Here is a 26965-nt window from a genome sequence, read left to right as displayed (position 1 = left end):
AAGGAAAAGCGATCGCTTTAAAGGAAAAGCGATCGCTTTTTTCTCACCTCAAGGAGTCATTAAACCAAAGCGGCTTGCTTCAACTGTATCCCGTCAGGTAACTTCCCGCTACGCAACCATTCATCCATTTCTGAAGGAATATTAGCGGATTTGAGTTGTTCCCGCAGTTCAGCGCCTTCCAAAACTTCTTTTTGCAAAAGCATCTGTGCCAAATCTTCCAGCAAATCCCGATTCTTGTCTAGGATTTCTAAAGCCATGTGATGCGCTGCATCAATCGTTTCCTTCACTTGACGGTCAATCTGCTCAGCCACCACGGGACTCACTGAACGACGCGGATTGCTGTAACCCTCCATGAACTGTTGCTGCGGCTTCTCAAACGCCACGGGTCCCAATTCATCACTCATGCCGTAGAGAGTAATCGCCCGTTCCGCTAAATCTGTTGCTTTTTGGATGTCGTCACTCGCACCCGTAGACACCTTTCCAAAGATTAACTCTTCCGATGAGCGTCCACCTAAGAGAGTGGCGATTCGACCGCGAATTTCATCTTCTACCATCAAAAAGCGGTCTTCCTCTGGCATCTGGAGCGTGTAGCCTAGGGCACCGACGCCACGGGGGACGATAGAGATTTTCTCGACTTTACCAGCTCCCGGCATCAAAGCCGCGATAATCGCATGACCGACTTCGTGATAAGCGACAGTCTTTTTCTCAACATCATTCAGAACGCGGGATCTGCGCTCTAATCCGGTGACAACACGCTCAATTGCTTCGTTGAAGTCTGCCATCATCACAGCGTCGCGGTTCTGACGTGCTGCCAGTAGCGCCGCTTCATTCACCAGGTTGGCTAAATCGGCACCGGCAAACCCAGGTGTGCGACCCGCGATCGCTACCAAGTCTACATCATCTGCTAACTTGACATTTCGGGAATGGACGCCAAGAATGGCTTCTCTACCCACTTTATCCGGGCGGTCTACCACCACTTGCCGGTCAAAACGACCCGGACGCCGCAGAGCCGGATCTAGCACTTCTGGGCGGTTGGTGGCGGCGACGATAATCACCCCGGTATTCCCATCAAAACCATCCATTTCGGTGAGCAACTGGTTAAGGGTTTGTTCGCGCTCATCGTTTCCACCGACAAAGCCTCCAGCACCGCCGCGAGATTTACCTAGCGCGTCTAGTTCGTCGATGAAGACGATGCAAGGGGCTTGTTTTTTGGCTTGTTCAAATAAGTCGCGGACTCGTGCAGCGCCAACACCGACGAATAGCTCGATGAATTCGGAGCCAGAGATACTGAAGAAAGGAACGCCCGCTTCACCCGCGATCGCTTTTGCTAAGAGTGTCTTTCCAGTTCCCGGAGGTCCCACCAGCAGCACGCCTTTGGGAATTTTTGCTCCCAATCGGGTGTACTTCCCGGCATTTTTCAAGAAATCCACAATCTCTAGCAGTTCTAACTTGGCTTCATCGACACCCGCCACATCACTAAACTTGATGCCGGTGCTGCCTTCTGAGTAAATCCGTGCCTTGCTTTTCCCAACCGTCAGCGCTGCGCCACCTGCGCCTCCACCCCGGTTCATCAACCATCCCCAAATTCCAAAGAAAATCAGGGGAGGAACAACCCAACTGAGGAGGGTTCCAATCCAGCCATTGTTGTTGGGTGCAGGTGCAGCAAACTTTACGTTATGTTCGCGCAGGATCTTGGGTAGATCCAGATCGATTGCCACTGGCGTGGTGACGAATACCTGATCTGGTGCGGCTTGCTCTCCCGTGGCATCGGATTTAAGCGCATACTCGATCCGGTCATTGCTCACAACTGCCTGCTCAACTTTACCGCTTTCTACCTGATTGATAAAGTCGCTGTAGGGTACCTGCGGCAATTGAGAGCCAAAACTCGGAATGATAAAGTTTAGCAGTAGAAGGATAGTGAACAAAATCAGGAAGCTGCCGCCAAACTGCTTTGTTCTAGAGGCTTTGGGCGATCGCTTATTATTATTTTCAACAGGCATTGTAGATACGAACCTCTTAAAAGTTATAAAGTTTGAAAGGTTGCTTTCAGATGTCTACTGAGTGAAAGCTAAATGTACTCTTGGCTTTAGTATGCTTTTAGAGCATCGAAATTGGTAACAGGGTGAGGCTCTAAAAGCTATTGTAAAAAAGGGGATGCGATCGCCTGGGTTCGGTGTCTACCCCTACAAGCATCCGTATAGCCGTACTTTAGTCTTTGTTTATTAAGTTGTATGACAACTCAGGCTGGATTCATTCTTAAAGTGCTAGTCGCCTCAGCGGCACTGTCAATCTTGATTAAGTACGGTGGTCCCTATTTATCAATTCCAGCATCCCCAGCCCTAGTGCTGATGGTTGTGTTTCTGCCAACGCTGATTATGGCCGTGACCTTCTGGCAGCGATCGCGACAATATCGCCAACTGGACTAAGTTGTATTTTAAGTATCAATGAATACTTATCTGAGTAGAGCGGCTTACATAAAAACACTGAAACAGTTGACGCTTGGCAGCTATTCAAACCTTACTTTCAACCCATGCGAAAGTTGCCAAAATCGGCTAATCTAGCTGCATTAAACGGCAATTACAGCCTATGTCAGCTCGGAGTCAACACCTGTGAATCTAGGTCAGTGGATTGGCTTATTCGTCTTAGTCGTTTCTCTTTATGTTTTGTGGCAAATTCGGCAGGTGTTGCTGTTGGTGTTTGCCGCCGTTGTGTTGGCGACTGCCTTAAACCGATTGGCGCGGCGGCTGCAACGATCGGGAATGAAACATGGCATCGCGATCCTGGCGTCGATTGTCTTATTATTAGCTCTGATTGTTGGGTTTTTTTGGCTGATTGTGCCGCCCTTTACCGTCCAGTTTCAAGAACTCACAGAACGGGTTCCTAGAGGGTTTGAGCGCTTGAATCTTTGGGTAGATCGCCTCAGAACGGGTCTTCCTAGCCAGCTGACACCGTACCTACCCGATGTGGAGAGCATAAGCCAACAAGTACAGCCCTTAATCAATCGGCTATTGGGCAGTTCGGTCGCCTTTTTCTCCAGCTCTTTAGGGATTATCCTCAACGTTTTGCTGGTGCTGGTTTTAACCGGAATGTTCTTAGCAAATCCCCAAGCTTACCGCAAGGGATTTGTGCGGCTATTTCCTTCTTTTTATCGGCGGCGCGTGGATGGGATTTTGGACCAATGCGAGGTGTCATTAGGGCGATGGCTTGGAGGCGCTCTCATCAGCATGAGTGTAGTTGCGCTGATGAGTATGATTGGCTTGTCGGTTTTGCGAATCCCGTCACCGCTGGCTCAAGGGATTTTGGCAGGGGTGCTAAATTTGATTCCCAATCTTGGCCCGACGATTAGTGTCATTCCACCAATGGCGATCGCGCTGTTGGAGGCTCCTTGGAAATGCTTGGCTGTGTTCGGTCTTTACTTTTTTATTCAGCAGGTTGAAAGCAATTTCTTAACACCCTACGTTATGGCTCAACAGGTGTCGCTGTTGCCAGCCGTAACGTTACTTGCTCAAGTATTTTTCGCCACATTCTTTGGATTTTTAGGGTTGGTCTTGGCGTTACCGCTAACCGTTGTTGGTCAGATTTGGTTCAAAGAAGTCTTATTCAAAGATGTTCTCGATCAATGGCGCAGTCAGCGCGAAGCAGATTTTGATCCAGAGGGTATAGCAACGTCTCATGAAGCGGCTGAATTTGAGCGAGAAACTGTGGTGTTGCCGGAAGGGAAGTCATCCATTAATGACAAGCCTAATCTTGATAACGAGAATCAGGCGAATGTTAATGATGTGACTGGTAAAGGGAAGAAGTAGCGATAAGTAGCGATCGCTATTCTCAGTAACCTCCGATGAGAGAATAATAAGACTTTCTCCAATTGCCCTCTTGGAATACGACAACACTTGCAAGTATCTCGCTGAGAACTACCCAGATGAATTTGCCAAGTGGCTACTGTCATCTGAAGCTTCAGACATCCAGGTAATCAAAACCGAACTCAGTCTGGAACCGATTCGCGCCGATTCTGTCATCTTCCTGCAAGTCGCTAACCAAATCTTGCACCTGGAATTTCAAACCTCGGCGCAATCAACTCCTCCCCTCGACTTCCGGATGCTCGACTACTACACGCGACTGAAGCGGCAATATGGGTGTGAAATTGTGCAGATAGCAATCTTTTTGCAAGCCACTACCTCAGAACTCGTCTTTCGACAGCAGTACACAGACACAAACACCAGACATCAGTATCGAGTCATCCGTCTGTGGGAAGAAGATCCCACTCCGCTGCTCGCAAATCCAGCTCTCCTACCACTGGCAACCTTAGCTCGTAGTGATTCACCCAGAGCTTTATTAGAGCAAGTCGCCGCTGGGGTCGCTAGAGGATCGAGAAAACCACCGAGCGACAGAATATCCTCGCTTGTGCAGGGGTTCTTGCTGGTTTGCGGTTTAAAAAAGATTTGATCCAACAACTATTCCGAGAGGCAATTATGCAGGAATCTGTTATCTATCAAGACATCCTCCAAAAGGGCGAGCAACGAGGTCTGCAACAAGGAGAGGTGGCGCTAATTTTGCGGCTGCTCAGGCTACGATTTGGTGACATCAATCCCGAACTGCAAGAACAGATTCGCGGTTTATCGATTCCTCAATTAGAGGGATTGGCGGAAGCGCTGCTGGATTTCTCCAGCCAAACTGATTTAGTTAGTTACTTGGCGGCGATAGACTCATCGGCAATCTGAACAGCAACACATACCGTTAACCTCCCAAAAGCGTCGCCCCACGAGGCATCGCAATAGTGGAAACTAGGGATGAGCAAAAGTCCGACCCTTCAACCTTCCCTATGCGAACCCTTGCCGAAATTAACGACAAAATCAGCCACCAGCGTGCAGTGGTGTGGACAATAGAAGAATTAAAAGCACGGGTGGCAGAAGTGGGAGTCACCCAAGCTGCGAAGCAAGTAGATGTCATTACCACCGGCACTTTCGAGCCGATGGAGTCTTCGGGGGCGATTATTAACCTGGGACACACCGATCCCCCAATTAAAATTCGCTCCTGTTGGTTAGATGGGGTTTTAGCCTACTCTGGCTTTGGGGCAGTGGATCTGTATCTGGGAGCAACCCAGATGGTGGAATATCGGAGTACGGGCGAACCCCTAGACGGCGAGGAATCTAGAGAACGCGGCGGCGGTCATGTGATTGAAGATTTAATTGCCGGGAAAACGGTGCAACTACGCGCCATTGGGCAAGGGACGGACTGCTACCCTCGTGCTTCCTTTGAGACAACCATCACCCGCGACACGATTAACCAGTTTTATCTATATAATCCCCGCAATCTATACCAAAATTTTATCGTCGGGGTGAATGGAGGCGATCGCCCACTTTATACTTACCTCGGCCCTCTGCAACCCCGCCTCGCCAATGCCGTCTACTCAAACGCTGGGGCAATTTCTCCCCTCCTGAACGATCCAGACCTGCAAACGATCGGGATTGGCACTCGGATTTTCTTAGGCGGCGGCGTTGGCTATGTAGCGTGGGAAGGCACCCAACACTTCCCCTTACAAAAGCGGTTGCCAAATCGAACGCCTGTTGGTCCGGCGGCTACCCTTGCCTTAATGGGAGACGCCAAACAAATGAATTCTCGCTGGGTGCGCGGCTGTTACTTCAAAAATTATGGCCCTTCTATGATGCTCGGCGTTGGTATCCCACTGCCCGTTTTACAAGAGCAAGTCGTCGCCAATTGTGCCGTGCAAGACAAGGAGATCGTTGCGCCGGTTGTCGATTTCTCGATTCCTCGGCGCGTCCGTCCCACTTTTGGGCTTGTGAGTTACGCCCAGCTGAAGACGGGACGCATCACAATAGAGGGCAAACCCGTGCGGGTTGCCCCCTTAGTCAGCCTATTTTTTTCTAATCAAGTAGCGCTGGAGTTGAAGCAATGGATTGAGGCGGGGACATTTACCCTCACCGAACCTGTTGCCCCCATTCCACTGGATCGCTCATTTTTACCCCAAGACCGATGGGGTTCTCAAATTTCCCTAGATTAGTCATTTGTCATTCGTTATTCGTTATTAGGTGTAACTCATCACAGTGACTCATGACTAATAGCCAGTTTATTCTGGCGGCGGGGAAGAGCGCTTAACCGGCTTTGGCAAGGGTTCCTTGCGTTTGGGGGATGGGGGCGCGATCGCTGCGGGTCTTTCTCCGCTTGGACGCACGGGACGCTCCCGGCTTCCTCCTCCTGGCTTTCTGCTGGGAGGACGCCCACCTCCACCTCCTCGGAATGGCTTCTTGCCCGGAATCTTTCTAGGAGGCAGGCGACCAATATCCTGGCTCTCCTGAATTACCAAGGAGTTCCCCTGTCGTTGCACCTGCAAATCCATGAAATGACCGACTGCCTTTTCTTGAACCACACCATTGAGTTTCAACTTGAAAAACTTAGGTGTGTCTTCCTGCTTGCGAGGAGACTGCTTAATCTTGACGATGATGCCTTCTTCTTCTTCTCGCGACTGAAAAATCACTTCCCCGCGAATCGAAAAATAGCCATCGTTCGCCGCCGACTCGCTTTGAATATCCGTAGGTTCGGACGATTCTGCTGCTTCCGCTTCTGGGTCAGACGACGGCTGGTTCAGCCTTTCCGGCTCCCAAACGCCCACAATCTGGACGTGCAAGTTGCCGTCTTCTTGTCGCATCCGGGGATAGACAACCCATAAATGTTCCTGCTCTAAGTTCAGGTGATTTTTGACTAAACTCATCACCCGACCTAATAGCACGGCATCGATGGCTGTTCCATCGCTTGCCAGCAGCATTCCTCGCGTAAATTGCTCGTCGGAGGACGTGTACTTACCCTTTACTAGGCCGATGGCCCGGTATTGCATGGGTTCGCTAGGGGGAGGAATGGGTTGCTGTCGTGTGACAGCAGGATTCTCTTCAGTTGTTTGTTCCAAATCGCTGTTTGACGCTGTATCCGCTGGCGTTGGCGGACTGGATAGGGGTGGTGGTTCTGGCTTAGGATCGCCAGAAGACTGGGATAATTCGGAGAACCGATTCACAGAAGGACTCATAATACTCCTCGCGGCGGAGACACATCCCCTTGGGGGGAGTCAGTCAGCTCATTGTACTGAATGCGGTGATACGACTGGTAGATCCGTAATGTTTTTGCACTCAGCAAAAACACTTACACCTTATCAAGTTCGGTTCGATGCTGCCACTATTTTAAAATGTGGAGACAGTGATGCGGTTTGCCAAGTGTGACAGTGGAAAATAAGATTGTGTTTGATAATGGCAATAGAGTTCAGAGCAGTCGTGTGTCCCAAAAGCGCAATCGCTGGTTTATTAATCTAGTCCTAGGGCTAGGCGTGTTAATCTTTGTCGGATTATCCATCATTCCGTTGGTGGGTATTGTTTTTGACGGCAAAGAGCCTACTACTGGGGCAACCCCAACACCGACTCAGACGGCAGGGGTAGCTAATCAAGCGGAACTGGAAGCGCAAGCGAAAGGTTACGAACTGGTTTTGCAGCGAGAACCACAGAATCAAACGGCGCTGCGGGGGTTGTTAGAAGCACGGCTAAAAATGCGCGATATCAAAGGCGCGATCGCACCTTTGGACAAACTGGCAAAGCTGAATCCCGATCAAAGCGAGTACGCAGTTTTACTTGCACAAGCTAAACAGCAAACAGGAGATCGCGAAGGGGCTGCCCAAACTTATCGCTCGATTTTGACTTCTAAACCGGGAGATATGAACGCCCTGCAAGGTCTTGTGAGTCTCTTGGTACAACAAAACCGTCCGGAAGCAGCGATTGGCTTGCTGCAAGACACGTTGAAAACTGCTCCCCAAGTGAATCAAGTTCAACCTGGTAGCGTCGATGTCACTTCGGTGCAGTTGGAGTTGGGCAAGGTTTACGTTGAGCAAAAGCGCTATCCGGAAGCGATCGCTATCTACGATGACGCCATCAAAGGCAATCGACAGGATTTTCGTCCGGTGCTAGCGAAGGCACTGGTGCTGCGAGAACAAGGCAAAATCGCCGAAGCTAAACCCCTATTCAATACGGCGATCGCTCTAGCTCCAGCTAGAGTCAAAGACCAAATTAAACAACTGGCGGCTGACGCACCCGCACCCACGGCTGCGCCCACGACTGCGCCCACGACTTCACCTACGACTTCGCCTTCTGTATCTCCCAGCCCTACGCCTTAACCTGAGTCTTAAGAATTAAAAATGCTTTCATCAAAAAACAGAATTTTTAATGCAGGCATTTTTAATTTTTAATTTCCTTCCAATAAGGCGAGCGCTCCAAACAGCAAAAACAAGCCGCCCCCAATTGCTGTAATTAATCGCTCGGAAATTCGTCCGGCGATCATCCGACCCCCCAAAACAGCGATCGCTGCACAAATACTATGCCCCGCAATAGCCCCAGCCGTAACCCCTACAGCCGACTGGGACGCAGCTAGAGCAATTGTGGCAATCTGAGTGCGATCGCCCCACTCTGCTACAAATGTCAGCATAAAGGCTTCGAGGACAATCGCCCAAGGAGTTTTCTTTTTTGGCATTTTCGACTCAGCTTCTTTAACCGTGGCGATCGCTTCTTCGGCTTCTTCACAGTCTGGTCCCGCTGGCATCTGGCTTGCTTCGTACAATAACTTCACCCCGAAGCCAACAAAAAAAATAATTTCCGCCAAATGAAGATAATGCTTGGGGAGTAGAGACGCCACTTGTCCCAAGAGAACCGACAGAACCGTCATTGCTGCCAATGCCGCCACAACTCCTGCAAATACCAGTCGTCGGGAGTGGCGCATTGCCAGAATTACCGCAATGAAAAAGGTTTTATCGCCTAATTCGGAAAAAGTGATGAATAATAAACCGGCAGTAAAAGCTGTCAGCATCCTCTCAAGCTCCTCAGAATGTTCTACCTATCGCATCTGAGTGAGCTTTCTGGAGGGTACATGGGACTTCACCAGCAGCTCACATCTGATGTGAACTCGGTGAAGGTCTCGCTCCCAAGGTTTGAAACTATTAGTTCAGCGACTAGGCGCTTATTTTTAGTTTCTTTCGCTTGTCACCTGAACCAGGCTCATCGCCAGTATGTTGATTCAGATGGGCTAGCATCATTCTTCGCTAGCAGCTACTCCCCTTCATTGTTAAGTAATTATACATCTAACTGTGGGTAGAAGAAATTAATAAATCTACATAAATTTATTTGGGGAGTGTCATGACAGGCGATCGCAATATATCCCCCATTCGCAGCCAGCACGCCTGTGGGCAGGTGGAAAGTCGGCAGGTTATGAACTTGCAAACTTTCCACCTAATCACTTAATACTTCCGTTCCTTTGGCTCAAACATAGTAATGTTTACCGGGCGATCGCGCAAATCGATCCCGGCTGGAGAATAGAAAGCCATCGTGTGCTTGAGGAAATTCTCATCGTCACGCTCAGGATAATCTTCGCGGTAATGAGCGCCTCGACTTTCTTGACGGTTGAGCGCCGATGTCAGAATCATTTGTCCGACAATAATCAAACTGCGGAGTTCCAGCGCCTCGATGACTTCAGTGTTCCAGAGTTTACCCTTGTCATCCAGGTAAATATCCTGGGATTGCTGCTGAATCTGTTGCAGCTTGTTCAAACCTTCGCGCATCAATTCCTCGCTGCGGAAGACACCACAATACTCAGTCATGCAGTCTTGGAAGGCTTGACGCACTTGGTTAATCCGGTATTGACCCGATTGTTCTAGTTGCGCTTGGATTTTGCAGTGAGCTTCTAGCAGATAGGGTTGCTCATCCAGTTCGGGCAACTTGCGGTTTTGGACAAATTGCGCGATCGTTGCCCCCGTTTTTCTGCCATAAACCACACACTCCAACAGGGAATTACTGCCCAATCGATTTGCCCCGTGAACCGAGACACAAGCAGCTTCTCCAGCGGCAAAGAAAGCGTCAATTAAACCATCTGGGCCACTTTTCACCTGACCGCTGGTATTGACGGGGATACCGCCCATTGAATAGTGAGCCGTAGGGCGCACGGGCATCGGTTGATCTACGGCATCGATGCTGAGTAATCGGTGAGCTTCTTCCCAAGCAAAGGGAACCCGACTCATAATTTTTTCTCGCCCCATGTGGCGCAAGTCGAGATAGACAAACGGGCCACCGGCGCTGCCATCGGGATGAACGCCCCTTCCCGCACGAATTTCTCGCGCGATCGCTCGTGAAGTAATATCGCGGGGAGCGAGTTCCATGCGACTGGGGGCATAAGTCGCCATAAAGCGATCGCCCTCAGCGTTGATCAAATACGCGCCTTCACCCCGCACAGCTTCCGAAATCAGCACCCCCACCGGATACAAGCCCGTCGGGTGAAACTGCACAAACTCCATATCTTCCAACGGCACCCCGGCGAGGGCAGACATCGCCAACCCATCCCCCGTCGAGGCGTAGTCATTCGAGGTGGTGTTAAATACCCTGCCATAGCCGCCCGTGGCGAACATCACCGCCTTCGCCCGTACAACCTCAATTCGCCCGTCCAGAATCTGGTACATCACCACACCCTTCGCCTGGGCGTCTTCCAGAATCAGCTGCATCACGTACCACTCATCGTAGATGCGGACGCCGTGACGCCGGAGATTATTCACCAGTTCGTGCAGAATCGCGTGACCCGTCTTATCCGCTGCATAGCAAGTGCGCCGGTGAGAATGTCCCCCAAAAGCTCGCTGGGCAATCCGACCATCCGGCAATCGGGAAAACAATACTCCCATGTGTTCCAGGTCGATGATCGTGTCTGGAGCCTCGCGGGTGAGGATTTCCACCGCATCCTGATCCGCCAGGTAGTCAGATCCCTTTACGGTGTCAAAAGCGTGGTCTTTCCAAGTGTCTTCAGGGTCTACATTCTTCAGCGTTGCCGCCATACCCCCCTGCGCGGCGACCGAATGGGAACGAATTGGGTGAGTTTTGGCAATCAGCGCCACATCTAAGCTGGGTTCTGTGCGGGCAATCTCTAAGGCGGCGCGACACCCCGCTAATCCACCTCCCACAATCACGACATCGTGTTCAAGCATCTTTAAGATCCGCTCTTTGGAATTCTTACATCCATGCTGACGCAAATAAAAACTTCCCCACCACAAAGCGGGGAAGTTCTTCATAAATTTCTTTTTAGTCCTAATACCAGTCCTCAGTCCTCAGTCCTCAGTCCTCAGTCCTCAGTCCTCAGTCCTCAGTCCTCAGTCCTTAGCCCTCAGTTCTCAGTGTTGACCAAAGACTGATGGCTCTTCAACTGGTTACTTGGGCAGGGTTTTGGTTGGGTAAACTGCCACCAACGGTCTCAGTGGTGTCCTGGATATCCATTGCAGAAACCTCAATGTGGTTAAACAACGTAGTCACGAAGGCAAAGAGCAAGAACGGCAGAGACAGCACGAGGATGAGTCCAACAGTCATTAGGGCGTAAATTTGCCGAGTGGTACTCCACAGCGCTAGTGCAGAGGCGAGACTAATGAAGATGACAATCAGCCAAACGATGATTTGCCCATAGATATCGCCAAAGGAGAGAGTACAGACGAAGCGATACTTTTGCATTTTATCCATGACGTTTCCCTTGCAACATTCCTTTAAAGTTCTAGGTTAAGGTTCTGACACGGGCTTGGCAGATTTCTAAATCTTTTTACAAGAGTTGCAATATAGCTTTACAATCTACCCCAGTGTGCCGAACGGTTGCTACTCACTGCGTTCCAGCCATAGCGATCGCTCTCGAATTTAAAATCATTATCCTTCCTAGCCGCATTCTAAGAATGATTATCGGAAGGTGATTCTTCTTTTTATAGCAAGAAAGCCCAGCTTTGAGTGTTTTAGCGCCGCAGCGACTCCGATTGAGCATTTTGTCGGTAATTTTCTAGCTAATTTTCAGCGATCGCTCTCTTGACAAATGAACTCTCGTTTAATTTATTAATTTTCTACATTGACGCCAGAGACCTTTTTTAACACAACAATTGCGTAGAAAAACCTATCAATCGTTAAACATTGATATTCATTTCCAGTTGGCATACGTAATATTACGGCGATCGCTATGCGAATTGAGTATGTTTTCTAGAAAAATTACAGTTGTCGTGGCTATGGGCTGGGATTAAAAATTTTAATTACTAAACATAATTTTCTAGAATTTTGGCTTCTCAGCTTCTCTCGTTGAGAAAAAATGTAAAGGTTAATTGTATGTTTTTATACTCTACAAATTTACAAAGTTGAGCAAAAATTAAGAACACGTAGTAGGAGCTATATGCTGCAATTTTTGCAGACTTTTTTGGGTTCAAACTCTTTTATTCCACATGGACATTGTTACTTGTGGCAACCAGAGCTAGTAGGGCTGCATATCATATCAGATATGCTAATCGCTCTTGCCTATTACTCTATTCCTATCACGCTTTTTTACTTCGTCAACAAGCGAAAAGATTTACCCTATGCTGGGATATTTCTATTATTTGGAACCTTTATTATTTCCTGTGGGACCACTCATCTCATAGAAGTGTGGACGCTTTGGCATCCGATTTATTGGATAGCTGGTTTCATCAAAGCGCTAACGGCTGGAATATCAGTTTATACAGCAGCCAGCTTAGTCCCACTAATTCCCAAAGCCCTCGCGTTACCCAGCCCAGCTCAATTGGAGGCAGCAAATCGCAATCTAGAAAACGAAATTATTGAGCGCTATTGCGTTGAAGAACAACTGCGGAAGTCGCAACAAATGCTGCAATTGGTGATGGATAATATTCCCCAATTCATCTTTTGGAAAGACAAGAATTTAGTTTATTTAGGGTGTAATCAGAACTTTGCCCAATTAGTAGGGGTTGGCAAGCCAGAAAATATTGTTGGAAAAACCGACTACGATTTGTTGTTCACAGAAAAAACGGGCTTATTGCGGGATAGCGAACGGCGAATTATGGAAACAAACACGCCAGAATATCACAGCATTGAATCAACGCTCAAGGCGGATGGTAAACCGTCTTGGATAGACAGTAACAAAGTTCCACTCCATGATGGTGAAGAAAACGTGGTCGGCATCCTTTGCACTTTTGAAGATATTACCGAACGGAAAGCTGCTGAAGAAGAGTTACGTAAGAGCCGAGAACGGTTTGATTTAGCAGTTCAAGGTTCTAAAGATGGATTATGGGATTGGGATATAGCAACCAACGAGACCTATTTTTCACCTCAATGGAAGAAGATGCTGGGCTATGAAGAGCATGAGTTGCCCAATCAGATTGAAGAGTGGGAAAAACGATTGCATCCCGATGACCGCGATCGCGCGATCGCGATCGTCCAAGGTTATCTCATGAATAGCCAAGCTTCTAATTACGAATTACAGCATCGCTTGCAGCACAAAGATGGCTCCTATCGGTGGATTTTAGCGCGGGGAGCAGCGCTGCGAGATGACAATGGCAAAGCGATTCGGATGGCGGGATCGCACACGGACATCACCCAACGCCAGCGAGCCGAGGAAACTGCGAAAAAAGCCAAAGAAGAACTAGAATTCAGCTACAGCCTTGTGTGTGCGGTGATTGAAGGCACCCCGGATGCTATTTATGTGAAGGATCTTCAGGGTCGCTATTTGATGATCAACTCGGCGGGTGCCGCTGTTTTTGGCAGACCGGAAGGGAAAATTATCGGCAAGGATGATACCGAGTTACTGCCTCTAGAGTTGGCACATCCAGTCATGGAGACTGACCGCCAAATCATGACGACGGGCGTGACTCAAGTTGTCGAGGAAACGATACTCACCACAGGGATTACCCGGACATTTCTTTCCACAAAAAGCGTCTACCGCGACCCTAAAGGAAAGGTTATCGGTTTAGTTGGCGTAGCGCGGGAAATCACCCAGCGCAAACAAGCAGAGGAAGCACTCAAGAAAGCCAAAGAAGAACTAGAAATCCGCGTTGAGGAGCGTACCTGCGAATTAAGAGCTGCCATTGGGCAATTGCAAAGCGAAATTGCCAACCGGGAAGAGGCAGAGGCGGCGCTGAAGGCGAGTGAGCAAAGATACCGCCATTTGGTCGAGACTTCCCAGGATTTGATTTGGTCGGTGGATAGACAGGGGCGATTTACATTTGTCAACTCTGCGGTCAAACAAATGCATGGATACGATCCCCAAGAAATGATCGGGCGTTTGTTCACCGATTTCCAGCCACCGGAACAAGTGGAGCAGAACTGGCAGATACATCTGCGCCTGCTGGAGGGTGAGCCGTATTTCCAATACGAAACGGTGCATCTGCGTAAAGATGGAACGCCAATTCAGATGAGCTTCAACGCGATCGCATCTAAGGACGACGCCGGAAACATCCTCGGCACCACGGGCACTGCGAGGAACATCACAAGTGACAAACAGGCTGAAGCCGCTCTGAGGGAGAGCGAACAGCAGCTTCAAGCAATTCTGGCTTACTCTCCAGCCGCTATCTACGTCAAGGATATTCAAGGTCGTAATATTTTGATGAACCGCAAGTGTGCCAACTTGCTCAACGTGGATGCAGAGGCAGTCAAAGGGAAGACCGAGTTCGAGTACTTACCTTATGAGGTCGCTGAGGCATTGCAAACCAACGATCAAAAGGTACTTGCGGCAGGGATTCCTTTAGAAAGTGAGGAAGTGATTCCTCAAGACGACGGCTTACACACCTACATTTCGATGAAGTTTCCGCTTTACGACGACAATGGTATGCCTTATGCAGTTTGCGGCATTTCCACCGACATCACCGAACGCAAACAGGCTGAAGTCGCTCTGCAACTATCGGAAACTCGATTCAGACAACTCGCTCAGCAGGAAGAACTACTCAACCGTCTAGCTAACCAGATCCGGAACACCCTCGATCTAGATACGATTCTAGAAACCGCCGTAGGGGCGATCCAAAGGCGGATGGGGATTGAGTCATGCACCTTCGCTTGGTATCGCCCCCATTCCTCACCCCCCGGATGGGAGGTTGTTAAGGAAGCGAGAACTTCCACCGAAGCGAACTGGCTTGGCTTCTATCCGGTGGGATTTTTTCCAAAGTTTGAGGAAAAAATGCTGAATTTAGAAATGTTCCGCCTGGATGAAGTGCAAACTCCGGACGATCCAGTCATTCCGCAAACATTACTCGTTGCAGGCACTCGGTCAGCGCTGGCGCTGCCAATACAGACACCGAGTGGCGAACTGGGTGCCTTGGCTTGTCATCGCCGGAACCAAGTGCAACCTTGGACGGACAGCGAGGTGGAATTACTCTCGGCGGTTGTCAACCAGCTAGCGATCGCGATTAACCAAGCCGAACTTTACAACCAGCAGCTCGATGCTGCCAGCACTGCCCAAACTAAAGCCGCTCAGCTTGAACACGCCTTGCGCGAACTGAAGCAAACTCAAGCTCAACTGATTCAAAGTGAAAAAATGTCCTCTTTAGGGCAGTTGGTTGCAGGGGTTGCTCACGAAATTAACAATCCCGTTAACTTCATCTCCGGCAATCTCTCTTACGCTAATGCATACGCTCTCGATTTACTACGCCTGCTTCAGCTCTACCAGGAACACTATCCCCAGCCACCCGCCGCCATTCAAGCTCAGGCGGAAGAAATCGACCTGGTTTTCCTACTCGAAGACCTGCCTAAAATCCTATCTTCTATGAAGGTAGGAGCTGACCGCATCCGCGAAATAGTCCTGAGTTTACGAAACTTCTCTCGTCTTGATGAGGCAGAGATGAAGACTGTCGATATTCATGAAGGCATCGATAGCACGCTGCTGATCCTGCAAAATCGTCTGAAAGCCAAACCGGATCGTTCGGGTATTCAGATCGTCAAAGAATATGGCAACCTACCCAAAGTTGAATGCTATGCGGGACAGATTAATCAAGTATTTATGAATATTTTGACGAATGCGATTGATGCCCTCGAAGCAGTTCATTGCTCGCCGTTCGCCGTTCGCGGCAATAAACCATCAGCGATGAACCCCGAAGAATCTCCAACAATTTGGATTCGGACTTCTACGGTGCAACCCAATCAAGTCAGGATTCAGATTGCTGACAATGGCCCAGGAATGACGGAGGAAGTCAGCAGTCGGTTATTCGATCCGTTTTTTACAACTAAGCCGGTCGGTTCTGGGACAGGTTTGGGGATGTCAATTAGCTACCAAATTGTAGATAAGCATAACGGTCAACTGAAATGTACTTCAGCACCGGGACAGGGTGCAGAGTTCTTAATTGAGATTCCAATTGAGCAACAAAAAAGTCAATTACTGGTGAATCAAGAAGTATAAAATGTGAATTTCTGCTGTATAGGACATTGCACACCCCCAAAAAATAAGAGCGATCGCTGTTTGCATCAATCTCTTAGCTTTTAGAGTGGATGCTATTTGGACTATAGCGTTATGATAAAAAACATTCAATTGTCATAACTCAGTCGCATTTGTCTTCCCGTGCAAAGTAACTTTAACAGAGATTCTGACTCTAGTCCTGCTATACAAGATAGCGATCCGGGTTTGCGAGCATTTGCTAACCGTCTTGCCAATAGTATCGAGCGAGATGTTTTAGTTCAAAAGACGACCGACGAGCTAAGAGATTTGCTTCAAGTCGATCGCGTCGTTTTATATTACTTTTATCGCCAATGGAAAGGGCAGGTTACGTTTGAGTCCTTGAGGTCTAGAGAATACTCGATCTTCGGCTCAACAGGCCCCGATGATTGTTTTAATGATGAATATGCTGCCTTGTACCAAGCAGGAAGGATACGAGCGCTCGCAGATATTGAATTAGAACCGATTAACCCTTGCCACCGCGATTTTCTCCGCACGATGAAGGTACGCGCTAATTTAGTGGTGCCAATTCTCAATTCTGTTCGGTTGTGGGGATTGCTAGTTGCTCATAATTGTCAGGATGCTCGTACCTGGACATCATCGGATCTTGAAGCAATGCAAAAAGCAGCAGAAACTTTGGCAACGGCTCCTTCAATCCGAGATAGCTAAGTTGTGCTATTTCTTCAATGATTCGTGAAGGCGAAATCCCCGATTTCGAGCGAGAAACCGGGGATATAAACCACTGGTATCTCAAAACTCATATCGGATTCTTATAAAAGTAACTGTAAAGGGGATTGCTTTACCTAATTTTAGGCAATTTATGCTTGCAAAATGGTGGGGTAACAACTTTTTAGAATGATTGAGCGATCGCGCTCATTGCCTACTCGATAACTTGCCGGGTAAATTTCCTCTATTTCAGCTTAAATTCATCAAACTTTACCACTTCTGAGTCCGGTTTTCGCGTATCAAAACGGTAACTGCTCACCATACCCGTACCCGTGTTGAAGATACTAAATGCCGTCATCTCATTACTTGCCACATACGACAATGGCTTCCCATCTTCACCTATCAGCGGCGCAATGGTCGGTACCACTGCTTCCAACCCATTCGGATCGCCCGTTACGATATCATTCTCTTGATACTCTTCTGGTACAGGTCGCTTCTTTTCGCCCAACGCCGCACCATAGGAGTTGCCGACATTCGAGGTTTCTAAAAAGTGCATCCCGCTAGAACTGACAAAGCGATTCCACAGGTGCGAGTGCCCATAAAATACTAACTGCACATTAGCAGCTTCTAGCAGTGGTACTACATCTCGGATAATGTAATCTGCTTCTCTAGGGTACTTGTAACGCACCGATTTAATATTGCCATTCCCATCTCGGTCGATCGTCTGCACTGGGTCGGTATAAGGAGGGACAATGTTATCGCCCAGTGAATGCGGTGGGTGATGAAACATCACGACTTTATACTTTGCTTTCTTAAAATCTGGGCTATTCAGTTCTTTTTCGAGCCAGGTGTATTGTTCGCTACCCTTGGCAATTGGCTCAAAGATGTGCTGCCCATATCCCCACTTTTCCGGGTTATTTAAGTGTTTTTCTCGTTCGCGGTATCTTCCCTTTGTCTTCTCCTCCAATCCCCAGTAACGCCACGCATTGGTCGCGTAAAGTACCACCAACCGCACATCACCAAATGTGACGGCATAATATTTTTTTCCACCCTTCTTGCTTTCGGGTAAAGTAAAAATTTCTTCGTAAGTATCGGTATTAAAAGAATTATCTTTTAACTGTTGAAGAGACGCGAAATTGCGCTTCGTGTCCTCACCGGGGTTTAGTTGCTCTGCCTTTTTTTCTTCTGCCTTTTGTGCATAAATTTCCTGAGCAGCCCAACGAGGATAGGAGTCATCGAACTGGTCGTTTAAGCTACTTTCCATCGAGAAGCGTCCCATCACCTCATGATTGCCAATCGCTGCAAACATGGGGGCGTTTTGAATTATCTGTCCACCCCGATAAACCGTCTTGACACCGTTATGTTCAAGTTCGTAGTTGCTGCGACCTTGGAGACAAGGAAAGAAGGCACCCCCCCGATTATCATCAAACCACTCGGAGGCACGGTCGGGAATGTTGACTAAGTCACCGACAAAGAAGACAGCGTCTACTTGCCCGACTGTCTCAACGACCTTCTGAAGATTGGCAGATGTCATCGGCTTGAGCTGGTGGTCGGAAGTCAGCAAAATTTTCAGTGATGTGCCCGGTGTGGGTTTGGGGGCGAGCGTGAATACCTTACTGCTAACGCTCGTACCATCTTCCCGCAGACTGGTGACGCGATAAGAAACTCGCTTGCCAGGAGTTAAGCCAGTCACCTCTGCTTCGTGCCGCCAGATGTCTCGGCTGGTTGGCTGCTGGTAAATCTGACCGTCTTGAGTCTGATTTCCTACCCGCGATTGACTATCCTCACGAGTGCGGCTGAGTTTGGTGGTACTGGCGACGACACTGCGAGCGAGATTCTCACCGTAGGCGACACGATGCTCACCAGCAAACTCAGTAAACCACACGACTCGCACGCTTGTTTCGGTCGGCAGTTGTAGAAAGGGATCGGTTAGCAGCTGGGGTTGAGATGTCATAACTGGCTGCTTAGTTAATAGGACAATTATTAGGGTAAGCGATGTCACAACCAGAAAAATAGCTGCCGTCAGCAGAGAGCGGCTGGTTAAACGTCTGAGCATAAGCGATCGCTCCACAGCAATAACCGCGATACAGGCTCCCTACACGCTAAGCCATGAGCGTCTATGACTTAGCTTCTATGACAATGATGAGCGATTTTTTATCTCCCTCAGGAGAACTCGCCCCTTTCAACTTAACGGATTCTGCCGGACTAATCGGAGTGGCGGGATTCGAACCCACGACCTCAGCTACCCCAAAGCTGCGCGCTACCAACCTGCGCTACACCCCGGCACAGTCTTATATTCTATATCAGCTTTTTTAAAGCTGTCAAGATGCAATCAGAAAACCTTTAACATTTGAGCCGCTTGCATCAAACCCGGTACTGCTGCCTCATTCCAGCTACCCTCACCCCGCCGTCCCGTGTGGAGAATGAAGCGAAGGCTGTAAGCATGGGGGTAGCCCTCCACTTCCATCCAAAGTAAGTCGCTTTCAGTTTCGCAGGCGATTTTCTCCTCATCCATCAACTCAGTCGCGATCTGGCTCATACTTTCTGCCAATTGCGCCAGCAAGCGACAAAACTCATTTAACTCTGCCTCTGTCAGCTCTATCGCCCAATCATCCCCACCAACTAACCCTTTAAACTCACTCGTGTTAGGGTTCCAGCCAATGCGCCAGCCAACTCCACTTTTGATGAGACGTTCCATAAAAGTCATTAAAAATCAAAAACTAAAGCGCTTTTCTTACATTTTTAGTTTTTAATTTTTCCTTACTTGAGTAACTGAGCATCTCCTGGCTGAGGCAGTGCTAGCCCTCCACTGGGTTTGGGTGCTGCCTGTGGCTGAGGTGAAGCGCTGGGAGAAGGTACGGGTGCCTGCTGCTGAGAATTGGGAGTGAATAGACTCACGAGGACTTGAACTAAGGCGTCTCGTTGCGCTCGATTCAGGCGTTCAATGACCGCGCGATCGCTCTGCATGGGATTTTTCTGCAACGTATCATAACCCGGATATAGCGACTCCTGGATTAGTTCGTTTGCGCCCAGATAGTCCGCCAAGGTCAGTTTCCAATCCAGCCGATAGTTGGGTGGACGTGACTTTACATAAACGTGATAGCGGATGATGCGACCTACTAGGGTATTTTCCGATGCCTGCTTGCCAGTTTCCTTGCTGATGTATTGATTTTCTAGCGGCAAATCCGGTAGGCGTTGATAAACTTGCCGCCAGACATCCTGAGTTCCGTACATCTGGGCAATCGCAGGCTGTTCGGAAAGATGAAAAAGCGAGGATGAAGGATCAAAGATGCTTCCCCAAGGAAATAAAAACAGCGCCGTTAGAGAGGCAACGGCAAAACGTAGCATTCGCTTGGGAAATTTTTTGGTTTGTCGCTTCATCTTGCTTGTTATTTTTTATCTAATCGCCAATAATTTCCGGTTGCGTTAGCTCATCGGACATTTCCAGAATCGCCCGCAGCACTGGCTTCATCATCGGATCGTCAACATTATCAAAGTCTTCATAGCGACGGCGCTTAGCGCGATTCGCTACTTGAACGGTAATCCGGTAGCGATTGGAAGCAGCACTCACCAGCTCTTCAGCCCGGAGTAAAACTTCGGTTGTATCAAACTTGAAACGCTTTTGCATCACGTTGGATTAGTTGTTAATTGTTGTTCGTGAGTAGCGGCGCACAGTCGCGCGACCCTCCTGTCACCTTGCACCCTTCAGTCTAGCAGGAGTCCCCAATTTTTGTGGCTGTTAGCACCGCCCGGAGATTCACTGAAGAATTTCTTTCAAGACAAAGAATCGTTTAATATTATGTAGATTCTTATCAATCTATCTATATCATTCTGAAAATAAGTTCGAGATTACAGTCCATGCAAACCCTTGTCCCTCCTACGATTAAGCCGTTTCCTGAAAGCGATCGCCATCCTCTGAAGCTTGTAGCACTGGGAGACAGTCTTGTTTATGGATTCGGCGATCCGGAAGGTGGCGGGTGGGTAGAGCGGCTGCGGCGTCGCTGGATGCTGCCGGATAGTCCGGGACACGTTCTCTACAATTTGGGTGTCCGGGGTGACGGCATCAGCCAAGTGCAACAGCGGTTAGAGCAGGAGTTTCGCCATCGCGGTGAGCTGAGAAATCGCGTACCCGATGCAATTATTCTATCAGTCGGGGTCAATGATTCGGCTCGGTTGGCTCGACCGACTGGGCGGAATTTTACCGACTTTGAAGTTTTCAAAGCAGAAATGGATTTGTTGCTAGAGCGATGTACTCAGAGCGCTACCGCAACGCTAACCCAAAGATTCTGTCCGGTAGTCTTTGTGGGGATGGTGCCGGTAGATGAGGCGAAAATGCCATTTTTGGACTGTTTTTACTACAATCACGGCGATCAATATCGGTATAAAGAAGCAACGCGGCTAGCGTGTCAGGCGCGACAGATTCCCTATCTGGATATTTTCGAGCTGTGGATGAATCGGGGTGAAGATTGGTGGCGATCGCATCTTACTGAAGACGGACTCCACCCAAATGTCGCAGGCTATCAGGCATTGCTCCAAGATGTCCTTAACTGGGAGCCTATGCAACAATTGGCGAACGACCGTTTAGCGACAGCCTAAGCTGTCCCGCGTAGAAACACCCGTTACTGGGTTCACACCTTCTGCTCGCTGACAGAGCTGAGATACTTCGTAGCGGTCAATTAGTGCATCCGTAAAATCAGCGCCCGTAATGATGGTGTCGTAAAAGCGAGTCCGCGTCAACGTTGCTTCCGTTAAAATCGCGTTGGTTAAATTAGCCTCGTCCAACGTTACTCGGTCTACCAAAGCCCCAGTCAGGTTTGCTCCTTCCAGATTTGCTTTTAATAACACTCCCTTGGTCAAAATCGCATTGGTAAGGTCAGCTCCCTGGAAGTTTGTTCCTCGCATTTCAGCTGCGACAAATACACCACCAACTAAATCAGCATTCGAGAAATCCCGATTTTCCAAATTAATATTGGTGTAATTAATTGTCCCTGCCTGAGCAAAAGCAGGAGTAGCGCTCAACATCACCCACAGCCATGCCAAAGCTAATAGCAAGATACCGCTAAGCACGCGCACCACAAAATTTTTAATTGCTTTTGAAGTTAAAGGTTGCATAGGATTAATCAAAAATTTAAAAAGCAAGTTGTTCTTTTTAAGGCTCTCCAGCTTCGTCTGCAATCAAAGATAAAAATAAGGCGGTTTTTCAATTTTTTATTGTACATTTTTCATTGTATCGAGCCAGTCTTCACCCACTCGTAGGGTAATCTCAGATTCCAAATCACCGATAGAAGCCGCTTCAATATGACCGACGCCCAGCACTCTTTTCAAAGCCGCTGCTTTTGTTAAGTCGCCTTGCTGGACAATAATTTGAGTTTGGCGTTCGCGGTCGGGCCAATCATTGACAACATAAACATTTACAAATCCCTTCGCCGCCAGATATTCAGAAACACGATAAGCGATACCAGGCTGCTCGGTGGCATTTTGGATTGCGATTCTCAGGGTGCTAAGAGAACGGCTTTCCTCTACAGAGGCAAGAGTCGTTTCTTGCCCAAAATATTGGCGCATGATGCGATCTCTCCCCTCGGAATCCAGAATCCAATAGCTGGCAATGTACTCCTGGGGGTCGCTGAATCGACCGGGCAACAACACCATTTTGAAATCATCTTGCTCCAAGTTGATGCCAAAATTTGCCAGCGCTAGGGTTTCTTCTAAGCTGAGATTCGTGTCAACGTACTTCCACATCACCCGGATCAGTTGAGGCAAGCGAGGCAATACGGCTGGGTTCGTCAGACGCTGCCGCAACGACTTGAGAAGGGCTTGCTGTCGCTGCACCCGACCAATATCGCCGTTCTTGTCATTCCGGAACCGCGCAAACTGTTCTGCTTGGTCGCCATTGAGAGTTTGCCAGCCTGGGGAAAGATCGATTTTGAGTTTTTGGGTTTCGTCTACATAGGACATCTGGCGAGGAACAAATACCTCAATGCCGCCCACCAAATCCACCAACTCCCGAAAGGCATCGGTGGTGACTCGCACGTATCGATCGATCTGGACGTTGTTTAGGGTACGGCTGACAACTCGTGCGGATAAGGCTGCGCCCCCGTTGACATTTGCCTGGTTGATCTTGTTAAAACCAACGCCCGGAATTTCCACTCGCGTATCTCGTGGAATGGAAAGCATTTTTACTGAATGGTCAGTCGGGTCTAACCGCAACAGCAGCATCGTATCGCTGTTGCCAGTGAAATTATCCGGCGAATTATCTGGTGAGTTGTGGAGGCGGTCAATTCCCATAACCAGGATATTGACGGGTCGCGCCAGACGGTACTGAAAACCTCTACCCCATCCCTCAGTCGCGGTCTTTTCTCCTGGAGTCTGGGAGGCAACGATCGGCGACAAAGGGGTAATCAGTGCTAAAGTTGCTCCCACTGTGGCAGAAACTGTTGCTGTGATGATAAAGACAGCGATCCATAACAAGCGCCGCCCCAAGTTGTTTTTTTGGGGCGAAACCTCATTTGCCACATCGCTTGTCTGCGATTGGGGTGAGGTGTCGGAATCGTCATCAACGGCATCTGTACGGGGTGCCTGCTGATTGCTAGAACCTTTAGACGTTTCGTGGTCTGGACTGGTTTGAGACTGTTTGATACCTTCTTCCACGTTTACCTCATCACCACAACCGCAGACTATATGTATCTTTCTGGAGACTTATTTCCAAGGTGGATTATAACTTTAGGTTCTCCATCTCCCAAAGGAAATGACATTGCAGCGGTGCCTTAAGCTTGTTTCTACAGGTTGGTTTCTACAGAAATTTGGGAGAAGTTGCACGAGGCGTTTGATCGGGAGCAAGCACAAAGGTTAAACAGCGATCGCGATCGCGTCAAGGTTAACATAGAGCCGAAAACAATAGGCTAAAGCCAAAAATGAATCAATCGCTAATCCCTGTAATTCTCGCCGGTGGTAAAGGGGAACGCTTCTGGCCCCTCAGCCGCAAGCACCGACCTAAGCAGTTTTTAAGTTTGGATGGCAGCGGCAAGAGTTTGCTGCAAGCGACGGCTGACCGGCTGTTATCTCTGGCTGGAGGCTGGGAGAAGCTATGGGTCGTTACTTCGGCTTTGCTGGCAGATGGGGTGAAAGAACAACTGCCCCAGCTACCCGTGGAAAATTTGCTCGTTGAACCAGAAGGACGCGATACTGCCCCAGCGGTCGCCTGGACAACGCTGGAAATTGCTAAGCGGTATGGAGAAAACGCGGTTGTGGGCTTTTTCCCCGCCGACCATTGGATTGCAGACGAGAAGGCTTTTCAACAAACGCTGGAAGCCGGTGCTACTTTGGCAGCAACTCAGCCGTCGATTGTGACATTGGGGATTAAGCCGAATTATCCATCTACGGGCTACGGTTACATTGAGCAAGGAGAAGAAACTGGCAAGGTTGGGGAGTTTCCCACCTACCGCGTCAGCCGATTCACCGAAAAACCCGACCGCCCGACGGCAGAGGAGTTTTTGGCAACGGGTCGATTCAGCTGGAATAGCGGAATGTTCATCTTCCAAGCTGGGGTCGTGCTAGATGAACTTCGCACTTACGCGCCGGAAATGATGGATCTTCTCGAAGAAAAAGGGGTTGCAGCTTACTCTCAGATGCCGAAGAAGAGTATCGACTATGCGCTGATGGAGAAGACTCAGCTGGCTTATGTGCTGCCAGTGTCCTTCGGGTGGGACGATTTGGGAGATTGGAACGCCATCGAACGGTTGCTGAAAGGCGATAAGCCCAATGTAGAACTGGCGACTCACGTGGGAATGGATACCCAAGGGGCGATTCTCTACGCCGAGGGTGAGGATGAGGTAATCGTGACGATTGGGATGGAGGATGTGGTGATTGTACGCGATCGCAATGTCACGCTGATTGTCAAAAAAGACCGCACCCAAGAAATCAAAAAGGTTCTTGAGTTGCTACGAACCGATCCGAAGCTTGAAAAGTTGCTGTAATCTACCCTCCAACGGAAGGCAGAAGTTGGAAGTATGAAGTATTAATAAGAGGGATGATGGCTAATGGCGAATTGCGAATTGTTCAAGACCCATTAGCCAGACTTCCATGATTCCATTAGCTATCCCTTAAAACCCGTGTTTTCCTTAACCCAAACCACTTCTCGCCAAAGAGAAATCCTTGAGGTCGTCTTCCGCAACGGTTGGGACTACATGAGACGGCTCTTGACCGGCGGCAAAGCTGATGAACCGAGGCTGCCGACTCCCGCCGTCCTTCGCAACATCTTAGTGGATTTGGGGCCAGTCTATGTCAAGCTGGGGCAACTGCTCTCGACTCGCCCTGACTTACTCTCGGCGGACTACATTGAAAAACTGTCAACGCTTCAATCTGAGGTACCGCCCGTGCCTTGGTCAGAGGTTGAAGTGGTGATTCGGAAGCAATTGGATCGTCCGATGGAGGAGGTTTTCAGCACCATCAACCCGGTGGCGGTTGCTGCTGGTTCAATTGCTCAGACGCATCGCGCCACCTTAGCAGATGGGCGGGAAGTGGCTCTGAAGGTGCAGCGACCGGGAATTGATGCGATTATCTCTCAAGATATTTCCATCATTAAAGGTTTAGCCGATTTAGTTGCTCGCACCGATATTGGGCCAGATATCGATATTGTCGCTTTAGCGAACGAATTTTCTAATGCTTTGCTGGCTGAGCTTGATTTTACCCAAGAAGCCAATTTCACCAACCAGCTACGCCGCAATTTATCGACCAGCCGCTGGTTTGACCCGAAGCAGGTGGTGATTCCGGAAATTATTTGGCAGTTAACCACCCAAAAGCTATTGGTACTGGAATGGCTAGATGGGGTACCGTTGCTAGAGGCAAATTTCGAGCAAATCAACGACGGTAAAAGCCCCAGCGACCAGCGGCGAGACATCACTCGGCTACTGTGTCGCGTTTTCTTTCAACAGTTGTATCTTGACGGCTTCTTTCACGCTGACCCGCATCCAGGCAATATTTTTTATCTGAGAGATGGTCGCGTAGCGCTGCTTGACTTTGGGATGATCGGGCGACTAGACCCCCGGACTCAGCAGATTTTAACGGAGATGCTGTTAGCGATCGCAAATATTGATGCCCGTCGCTGTAGTCAGTTGACTTTGCAATTAGCTGAATCGGCTCAACCAGCAAATTTAGCAAAGTTAGAAAGTGACTTTGAAAAGCTGTTGCGAAAGTATTACAACCTGAGTCTGTCACAAATCAATTTGAGTCAAGTTTTTTATGAAGTGTTGCAAGTCGCCCGCGACAATAAAATCCGGTTGCCTAGCAATATGGGATTATATTCAAAAACGCTAGCAAATTTAGAGGGAACAGGGCATTTATTTGACCCAGACTTAAATCTCATCGAGGAAATTAAGCCTTTGATGACCGATTTATTCCGGCGTCAATTATTCGGGGATGACCCGTTACAAGCTTTGCTGAGAACAGCTTTAGATATTAAAAGTTTGTCTTTGGAATCTCCCCGCCAAGTGGAGTTGCTGCTCGAAAGAATCACTTCTGAAACGTTGAAGTGGAATATCAAGATGCCAGACATCGTTCCATTTCGTCGCAGTTTGGAGAACTCTGCTAACCGCCTTTCCTTTAGTGTTGTCGTGGGTTCCCTAATTATCGGAGCGGCGATTATCTCCAGCAATGCTCAAACAGGAGGGGGGCTATCTTTATTAAGCAATGGTCTATTTGCTGCTGCTAGCTTCCTGGGTTTGTGGTTAATTGTGAGCATCCTACGTTCTGGGCGTTTGAAGTGATAGAGTTACTGTTGTCCGGGAAGTAACCTTTTTAAATAGTGAATCAAGCTTAATAGGGCAAGCCTATTTAAGTTGCGATATCCTTAGAGTTCAAGTCCCCGACTTCTTAAAGAAGTCGGGGATTTCGCCTTTCGGAATCATATAGGACGGCTCTATCAAGGCTATCTGCTAACCGATGTTTACAAACAGCCTCTAAGAGCTGATTTATAAAGTAAATCTGAAGACAGGGAGTGGATAGCAATGCCGCCAATACCATAAGTGGATGTTGCCTAAAACTGCGGCTATGACTAGAAAAGCCTATAAAAGCG

Annotated in this window: 22 protein-coding genes, 1 tRNA gene and 1 pseudogene; 11 read left to right on the top strand and 13 right to left on the bottom strand. The window is 48.7% G+C overall.

Features of this window, described 5'->3' with window-relative positions:
• Positions 1–59: 59 nt before the first annotated feature.
• A complete protein-coding gene (gene ftsH, locus NC997_RS25810; RefSeq protein ID WP_190528040.1) occupies positions 60–2000 on the bottom strand; it encodes an ATP-dependent zinc metalloprotease FtsH in 1941 nt (646 codons plus the stop codon).
• A gap of 231 nt (positions 2001–2231) precedes the next feature.
• Here ftsH and NC997_RS25805 point away from each other — a divergent pair, with 231 nt between their 5' ends.
• The 4 genes and pseudogenes from NC997_RS25805 (at position 2232) to NC997_RS25790 (ending at position 6019) form a co-directional block, all read left to right on the top strand.
• The gene (locus NC997_RS25805; protein WP_190528038.1) at positions 2232–2426 is read left to right on the top strand and encodes a hypothetical protein; all 195 of its coding nucleotides are present in this window, start codon (positions 2232–2234) and stop codon (positions 2424–2426) included.
• Between the two features lie 183 nt (positions 2427–2609).
• On the top strand, positions 2610–3803 hold the full coding sequence (locus NC997_RS25800; protein ID WP_190428982.1) for an AI-2E family transporter: 1194 nt from the start codon (positions 2610–2612) through the stop codon (positions 3801–3803).
• A gap of 70 nt (positions 3804–3873) precedes the next feature.
• Positions 3874–4718: pseudogene (locus NC997_RS25795) on the top strand (DUF4351 domain-containing protein).
• Positions 4719–4819: 101 nt separating this feature from the next.
• On the top strand, positions 4820–6019 hold the full coding sequence (locus NC997_RS25790) for a homocysteine biosynthesis protein (RefSeq protein WP_190412013.1): 1200 nt from the start codon (positions 4820–4822) through the stop codon (positions 6017–6019).
• A 66-nt stretch (positions 6020–6085) separates the two neighbouring features.
• Here NC997_RS25790 and NC997_RS25785 read toward each other — a convergent pair whose 3' ends face one another.
• Entirely contained in the window at positions 6086–7036 is a 951-nt protein-coding gene (locus tag NC997_RS25785; protein WP_190528036.1) for a hypothetical protein, read from the bottom strand.
• A gap of 243 nt (positions 7037–7279) precedes the next feature.
• On the opposite strand from NC997_RS25785, the gene NC997_RS25780 reads away from it, so the two are divergent.
• A complete protein-coding gene (locus tag NC997_RS25780; protein WP_190528073.1) occupies positions 7280–8167 on the top strand; it encodes a tetratricopeptide repeat protein in 888 nt (295 codons plus the stop codon).
• A 68-nt stretch (positions 8168–8235) separates the two neighbouring features.
• Here NC997_RS25780 and NC997_RS25775 read toward each other — a convergent pair whose 3' ends face one another.
• From NC997_RS25775 to NC997_RS25765, 3 genes are all read right to left on the bottom strand, one after another.
• The gene (locus NC997_RS25775) at positions 8236–8853 is read right to left on the bottom strand and encodes a TMEM165/GDT1 family protein (RefSeq protein ID WP_190528034.1); all 618 of its coding nucleotides are present in this window, start codon (positions 8851–8853) and stop codon (positions 8236–8238) included.
• A 263-nt stretch (positions 8854–9116) separates the two neighbouring features.
• Positions 9117–9272 carry a hypothetical protein gene (locus tag NC997_RS25770; protein WP_190528032.1) on the bottom strand — a complete coding sequence of 52 codons (156 nt, stop codon included), beginning with the start codon at positions 9270–9272 and terminating at the stop codon, positions 9117–9119.
• 8 nt (positions 9273–9280) lie between these two features.
• Positions 9281–11008, bottom strand: a complete 1728-nt coding sequence (locus NC997_RS25765; protein WP_190528030.1) for a succinate dehydrogenase/fumarate reductase flavoprotein subunit — start codon at positions 11006–11008, stop codon at positions 9281–9283.
• Positions 11009–11041: 33 nt separating this feature from the next.
• Here NC997_RS25765 and NC997_RS25760 point away from each other — a divergent pair, with 33 nt between their 5' ends.
• Positions 11042–11212 carry a hypothetical protein gene (locus tag NC997_RS25760; RefSeq protein WP_190528028.1) on the top strand — a complete coding sequence of 57 codons (171 nt, stop codon included), beginning with the start codon at positions 11042–11044 and terminating at the stop codon, positions 11210–11212.
• Positions 11213–11219: 7 nt separating this feature from the next.
• On the opposite strand, the gene NC997_RS25755 is transcribed toward NC997_RS25760, so the two are convergent.
• The gene (locus NC997_RS25755; protein WP_190412006.1) at positions 11220–11531 is read right to left on the bottom strand and encodes a hypothetical protein; all 312 of its coding nucleotides are present in this window, start codon (positions 11529–11531) and stop codon (positions 11220–11222) included.
• Between the two features lie 790 nt (positions 11532–12321).
• Between NC997_RS25755 and NC997_RS25750 the strand changes: the two genes are divergently transcribed.
• Both NC997_RS25750 and NC997_RS25745 read left to right on the top strand, forming a co-directional pair.
• On the top strand, positions 12322–16197 hold the full coding sequence (locus NC997_RS25750) for a PAS domain S-box protein (RefSeq protein ID WP_348257835.1): 3876 nt from the start codon (positions 12322–12324) through the stop codon (positions 16195–16197).
• 159 nt (positions 16198–16356) lie between these two features.
• A complete protein-coding gene (locus tag NC997_RS25745; protein ID WP_347276121.1) occupies positions 16357–16899 on the top strand; it encodes a GAF domain-containing protein in 543 nt (180 codons plus the stop codon).
• A gap of 241 nt (positions 16900–17140) precedes the next feature.
• Here the strand turns inward: NC997_RS25745 and NC997_RS25740 are convergent, their stop codons facing one another.
• From NC997_RS25740 to NC997_RS25720, 5 genes are all read right to left on the bottom strand, one after another.
• On the bottom strand, positions 17141–18850 hold the full coding sequence (locus NC997_RS25740) for a metallophosphoesterase (protein WP_347276122.1): 1710 nt from the start codon (positions 18848–18850) through the stop codon (positions 17141–17143).
• A gap of 255 nt (positions 18851–19105) precedes the next feature.
• A tRNA-Pro gene (locus tag NC997_RS25735) sits at positions 19106–19179 on the bottom strand.
• A 49-nt stretch (positions 19180–19228) separates the two neighbouring features.
• Complete coding sequence (locus NC997_RS25730; protein ID WP_190528022.1) at positions 19229–19594, bottom strand: DUF1818 family protein; 366 nt, start codon at positions 19592–19594, stop codon at positions 19229–19231.
• A gap of 62 nt (positions 19595–19656) precedes the next feature.
• Positions 19657–20277, bottom strand: coding sequence for a hypothetical protein (locus tag NC997_RS25725; RefSeq protein WP_242031395.1), 621 nt, complete (start codon positions 20275–20277; stop codon positions 19657–19659).
• Positions 20278–20296: 19 nt separating this feature from the next.
• A complete protein-coding gene (locus tag NC997_RS25720) occupies positions 20297–20524 on the bottom strand; it encodes a DNA-directed RNA polymerase subunit omega (protein ID WP_190416141.1) in 228 nt (75 codons plus the stop codon).
• Positions 20525–20754: 230 nt separating this feature from the next.
• On the opposite strand from NC997_RS25720, the gene NC997_RS25715 reads away from it, so the two are divergent.
• Positions 20755–21492 carry a GDSL-type esterase/lipase family protein gene (locus tag NC997_RS25715; RefSeq protein WP_190528020.1) on the top strand — a complete coding sequence of 246 codons (738 nt, stop codon included), beginning with the start codon at positions 20755–20757 and terminating at the stop codon, positions 21490–21492.
• Here NC997_RS25715 and NC997_RS25710 read toward each other — a convergent pair.
• Positions 21478–21984, bottom strand: coding sequence for a pentapeptide repeat-containing protein (locus NC997_RS25710; RefSeq protein ID WP_190528067.1), 507 nt, complete (start codon positions 21982–21984; stop codon positions 21478–21480). The two genes, NC997_RS25715 and NC997_RS25710, sit on opposite strands and share 15 nt — an antisense overlap.
• A 120-nt stretch (positions 21985–22104) precedes the next feature.
• On the bottom strand, positions 22105–23544 hold the full coding sequence (locus tag NC997_RS25705) for an LCP family protein (RefSeq protein WP_347276120.1): 1440 nt from the start codon (positions 23542–23544) through the stop codon (positions 22105–22107).
• A gap of 263 nt (positions 23545–23807) precedes the next feature.
• Here NC997_RS25705 and NC997_RS25700 point away from each other — a divergent pair, with 263 nt between their 5' ends.
• Entirely contained in the window at positions 23808–24869 is a 1062-nt protein-coding gene (locus tag NC997_RS25700; RefSeq protein WP_190416139.1) for a mannose-1-phosphate guanylyltransferase, read from the top strand.
• A 135-nt stretch (positions 24870–25004) separates the two neighbouring features.
• Positions 25005–26657 carry an AarF/ABC1/UbiB kinase family protein gene (locus tag NC997_RS25695; protein ID WP_339380518.1) on the top strand — a complete coding sequence of 551 codons (1653 nt, stop codon included), beginning with the start codon at positions 25005–25007 and terminating at the stop codon, positions 26655–26657.
• Positions 26658–26965: the final 308 nt, after the last annotated feature.

The sequence above is a fragment of the Trichocoleus sp. DQ-A2 genome (assembly GCF_039961915.1).
Lineage (GTDB): Bacteria > Cyanobacteriota > Cyanobacteriia > Cyanobacteriales > FACHB-T130 > FACHB-T130.
This window is presented reverse-complemented; position numbering and strand designations above follow the sequence as displayed.

Bases quoted from the DNA above. Each gene is read 5' to 3' on its own strand.
- NC997_RS25790 (WP_190412013.1), top strand. From the start codon at position 4,820: ATGCGAACCCTTGCCGAAATTAACGACAAAATCAGCCACCAGCGTGCA.
- NC997_RS25730 (WP_190528022.1), bottom strand. From the start codon at position 19,594: ATGGAACGTCTCATCAAAAGTGGAGTTGGCTGGCGCATTGGCTGGAAC.
- NC997_RS25760 (WP_190528028.1), top strand. From the start codon at position 11,042: ATGCTGACGCAAATAAAAACTTCCCCACCACAAAGCGGGGAAGTTCTT.
- NC997_RS25720 (WP_190416141.1), bottom strand. From the start codon at position 20,524: ATGCAAAAGCGTTTCAAGTTTGATACAACCGAAGTTTTACTCCGGGCT.
- NC997_RS25775 (WP_190528034.1), bottom strand. From the start codon at position 8,853: ATGCTGACAGCTTTTACTGCCGGTTTATTATTCATCACTTTTTCCGAA.
- NC997_RS25805 (WP_190528038.1), top strand. From the start codon at position 2,232: ATGACAACTCAGGCTGGATTCATTCTTAAAGTGCTAGTCGCCTCAGCG.
- NC997_RS25725 (WP_242031395.1), bottom strand. From the start codon at position 20,277: ATGAAGCGACAAACCAAAAAATTTCCCAAGCGAATGCTACGTTTTGCC.
- NC997_RS25785 (WP_190528036.1), bottom strand. From the start codon at position 7,036: ATGAGTCCTTCTGTGAATCGGTTCTCCGAATTATCCCAGTCTTCTGGC.
- NC997_RS25700 (WP_190416139.1), top strand. From the start codon at position 23,808: ATGAATCAATCGCTAATCCCTGTAATTCTCGCCGGTGGTAAAGGGGAA.
- NC997_RS25750 (WP_348257835.1), top strand. From the start codon at position 12,322: ATGCTAATCGCTCTTGCCTATTACTCTATTCCTATCACGCTTTTTTAC.
- NC997_RS25755 (WP_190412006.1), bottom strand. From the start codon at position 11,531: ATGGATAAAATGCAAAAGTATCGCTTCGTCTGTACTCTCTCCTTTGGC.
- NC997_RS25765 (WP_190528030.1), bottom strand. From the start codon at position 11,008: ATGCTTGAACACGATGTCGTGATTGTGGGAGGTGGATTAGCGGGGTGT.
- ftsH (WP_190528040.1), bottom strand. From the start codon at position 2,000: ATGCCTGTTGAAAATAATAATAAGCGATCGCCCAAAGCCTCTAGAACA.
- NC997_RS25715 (WP_190528020.1), top strand. From the start codon at position 20,755: ATGCAAACCCTTGTCCCTCCTACGATTAAGCCGTTTCCTGAAAGCGAT.
- NC997_RS25740 (WP_347276122.1), bottom strand. From the start codon at position 18,850: ATGACATCTCAACCCCAGCTGCTAACCGATCCCTTTCTACAACTGCCG.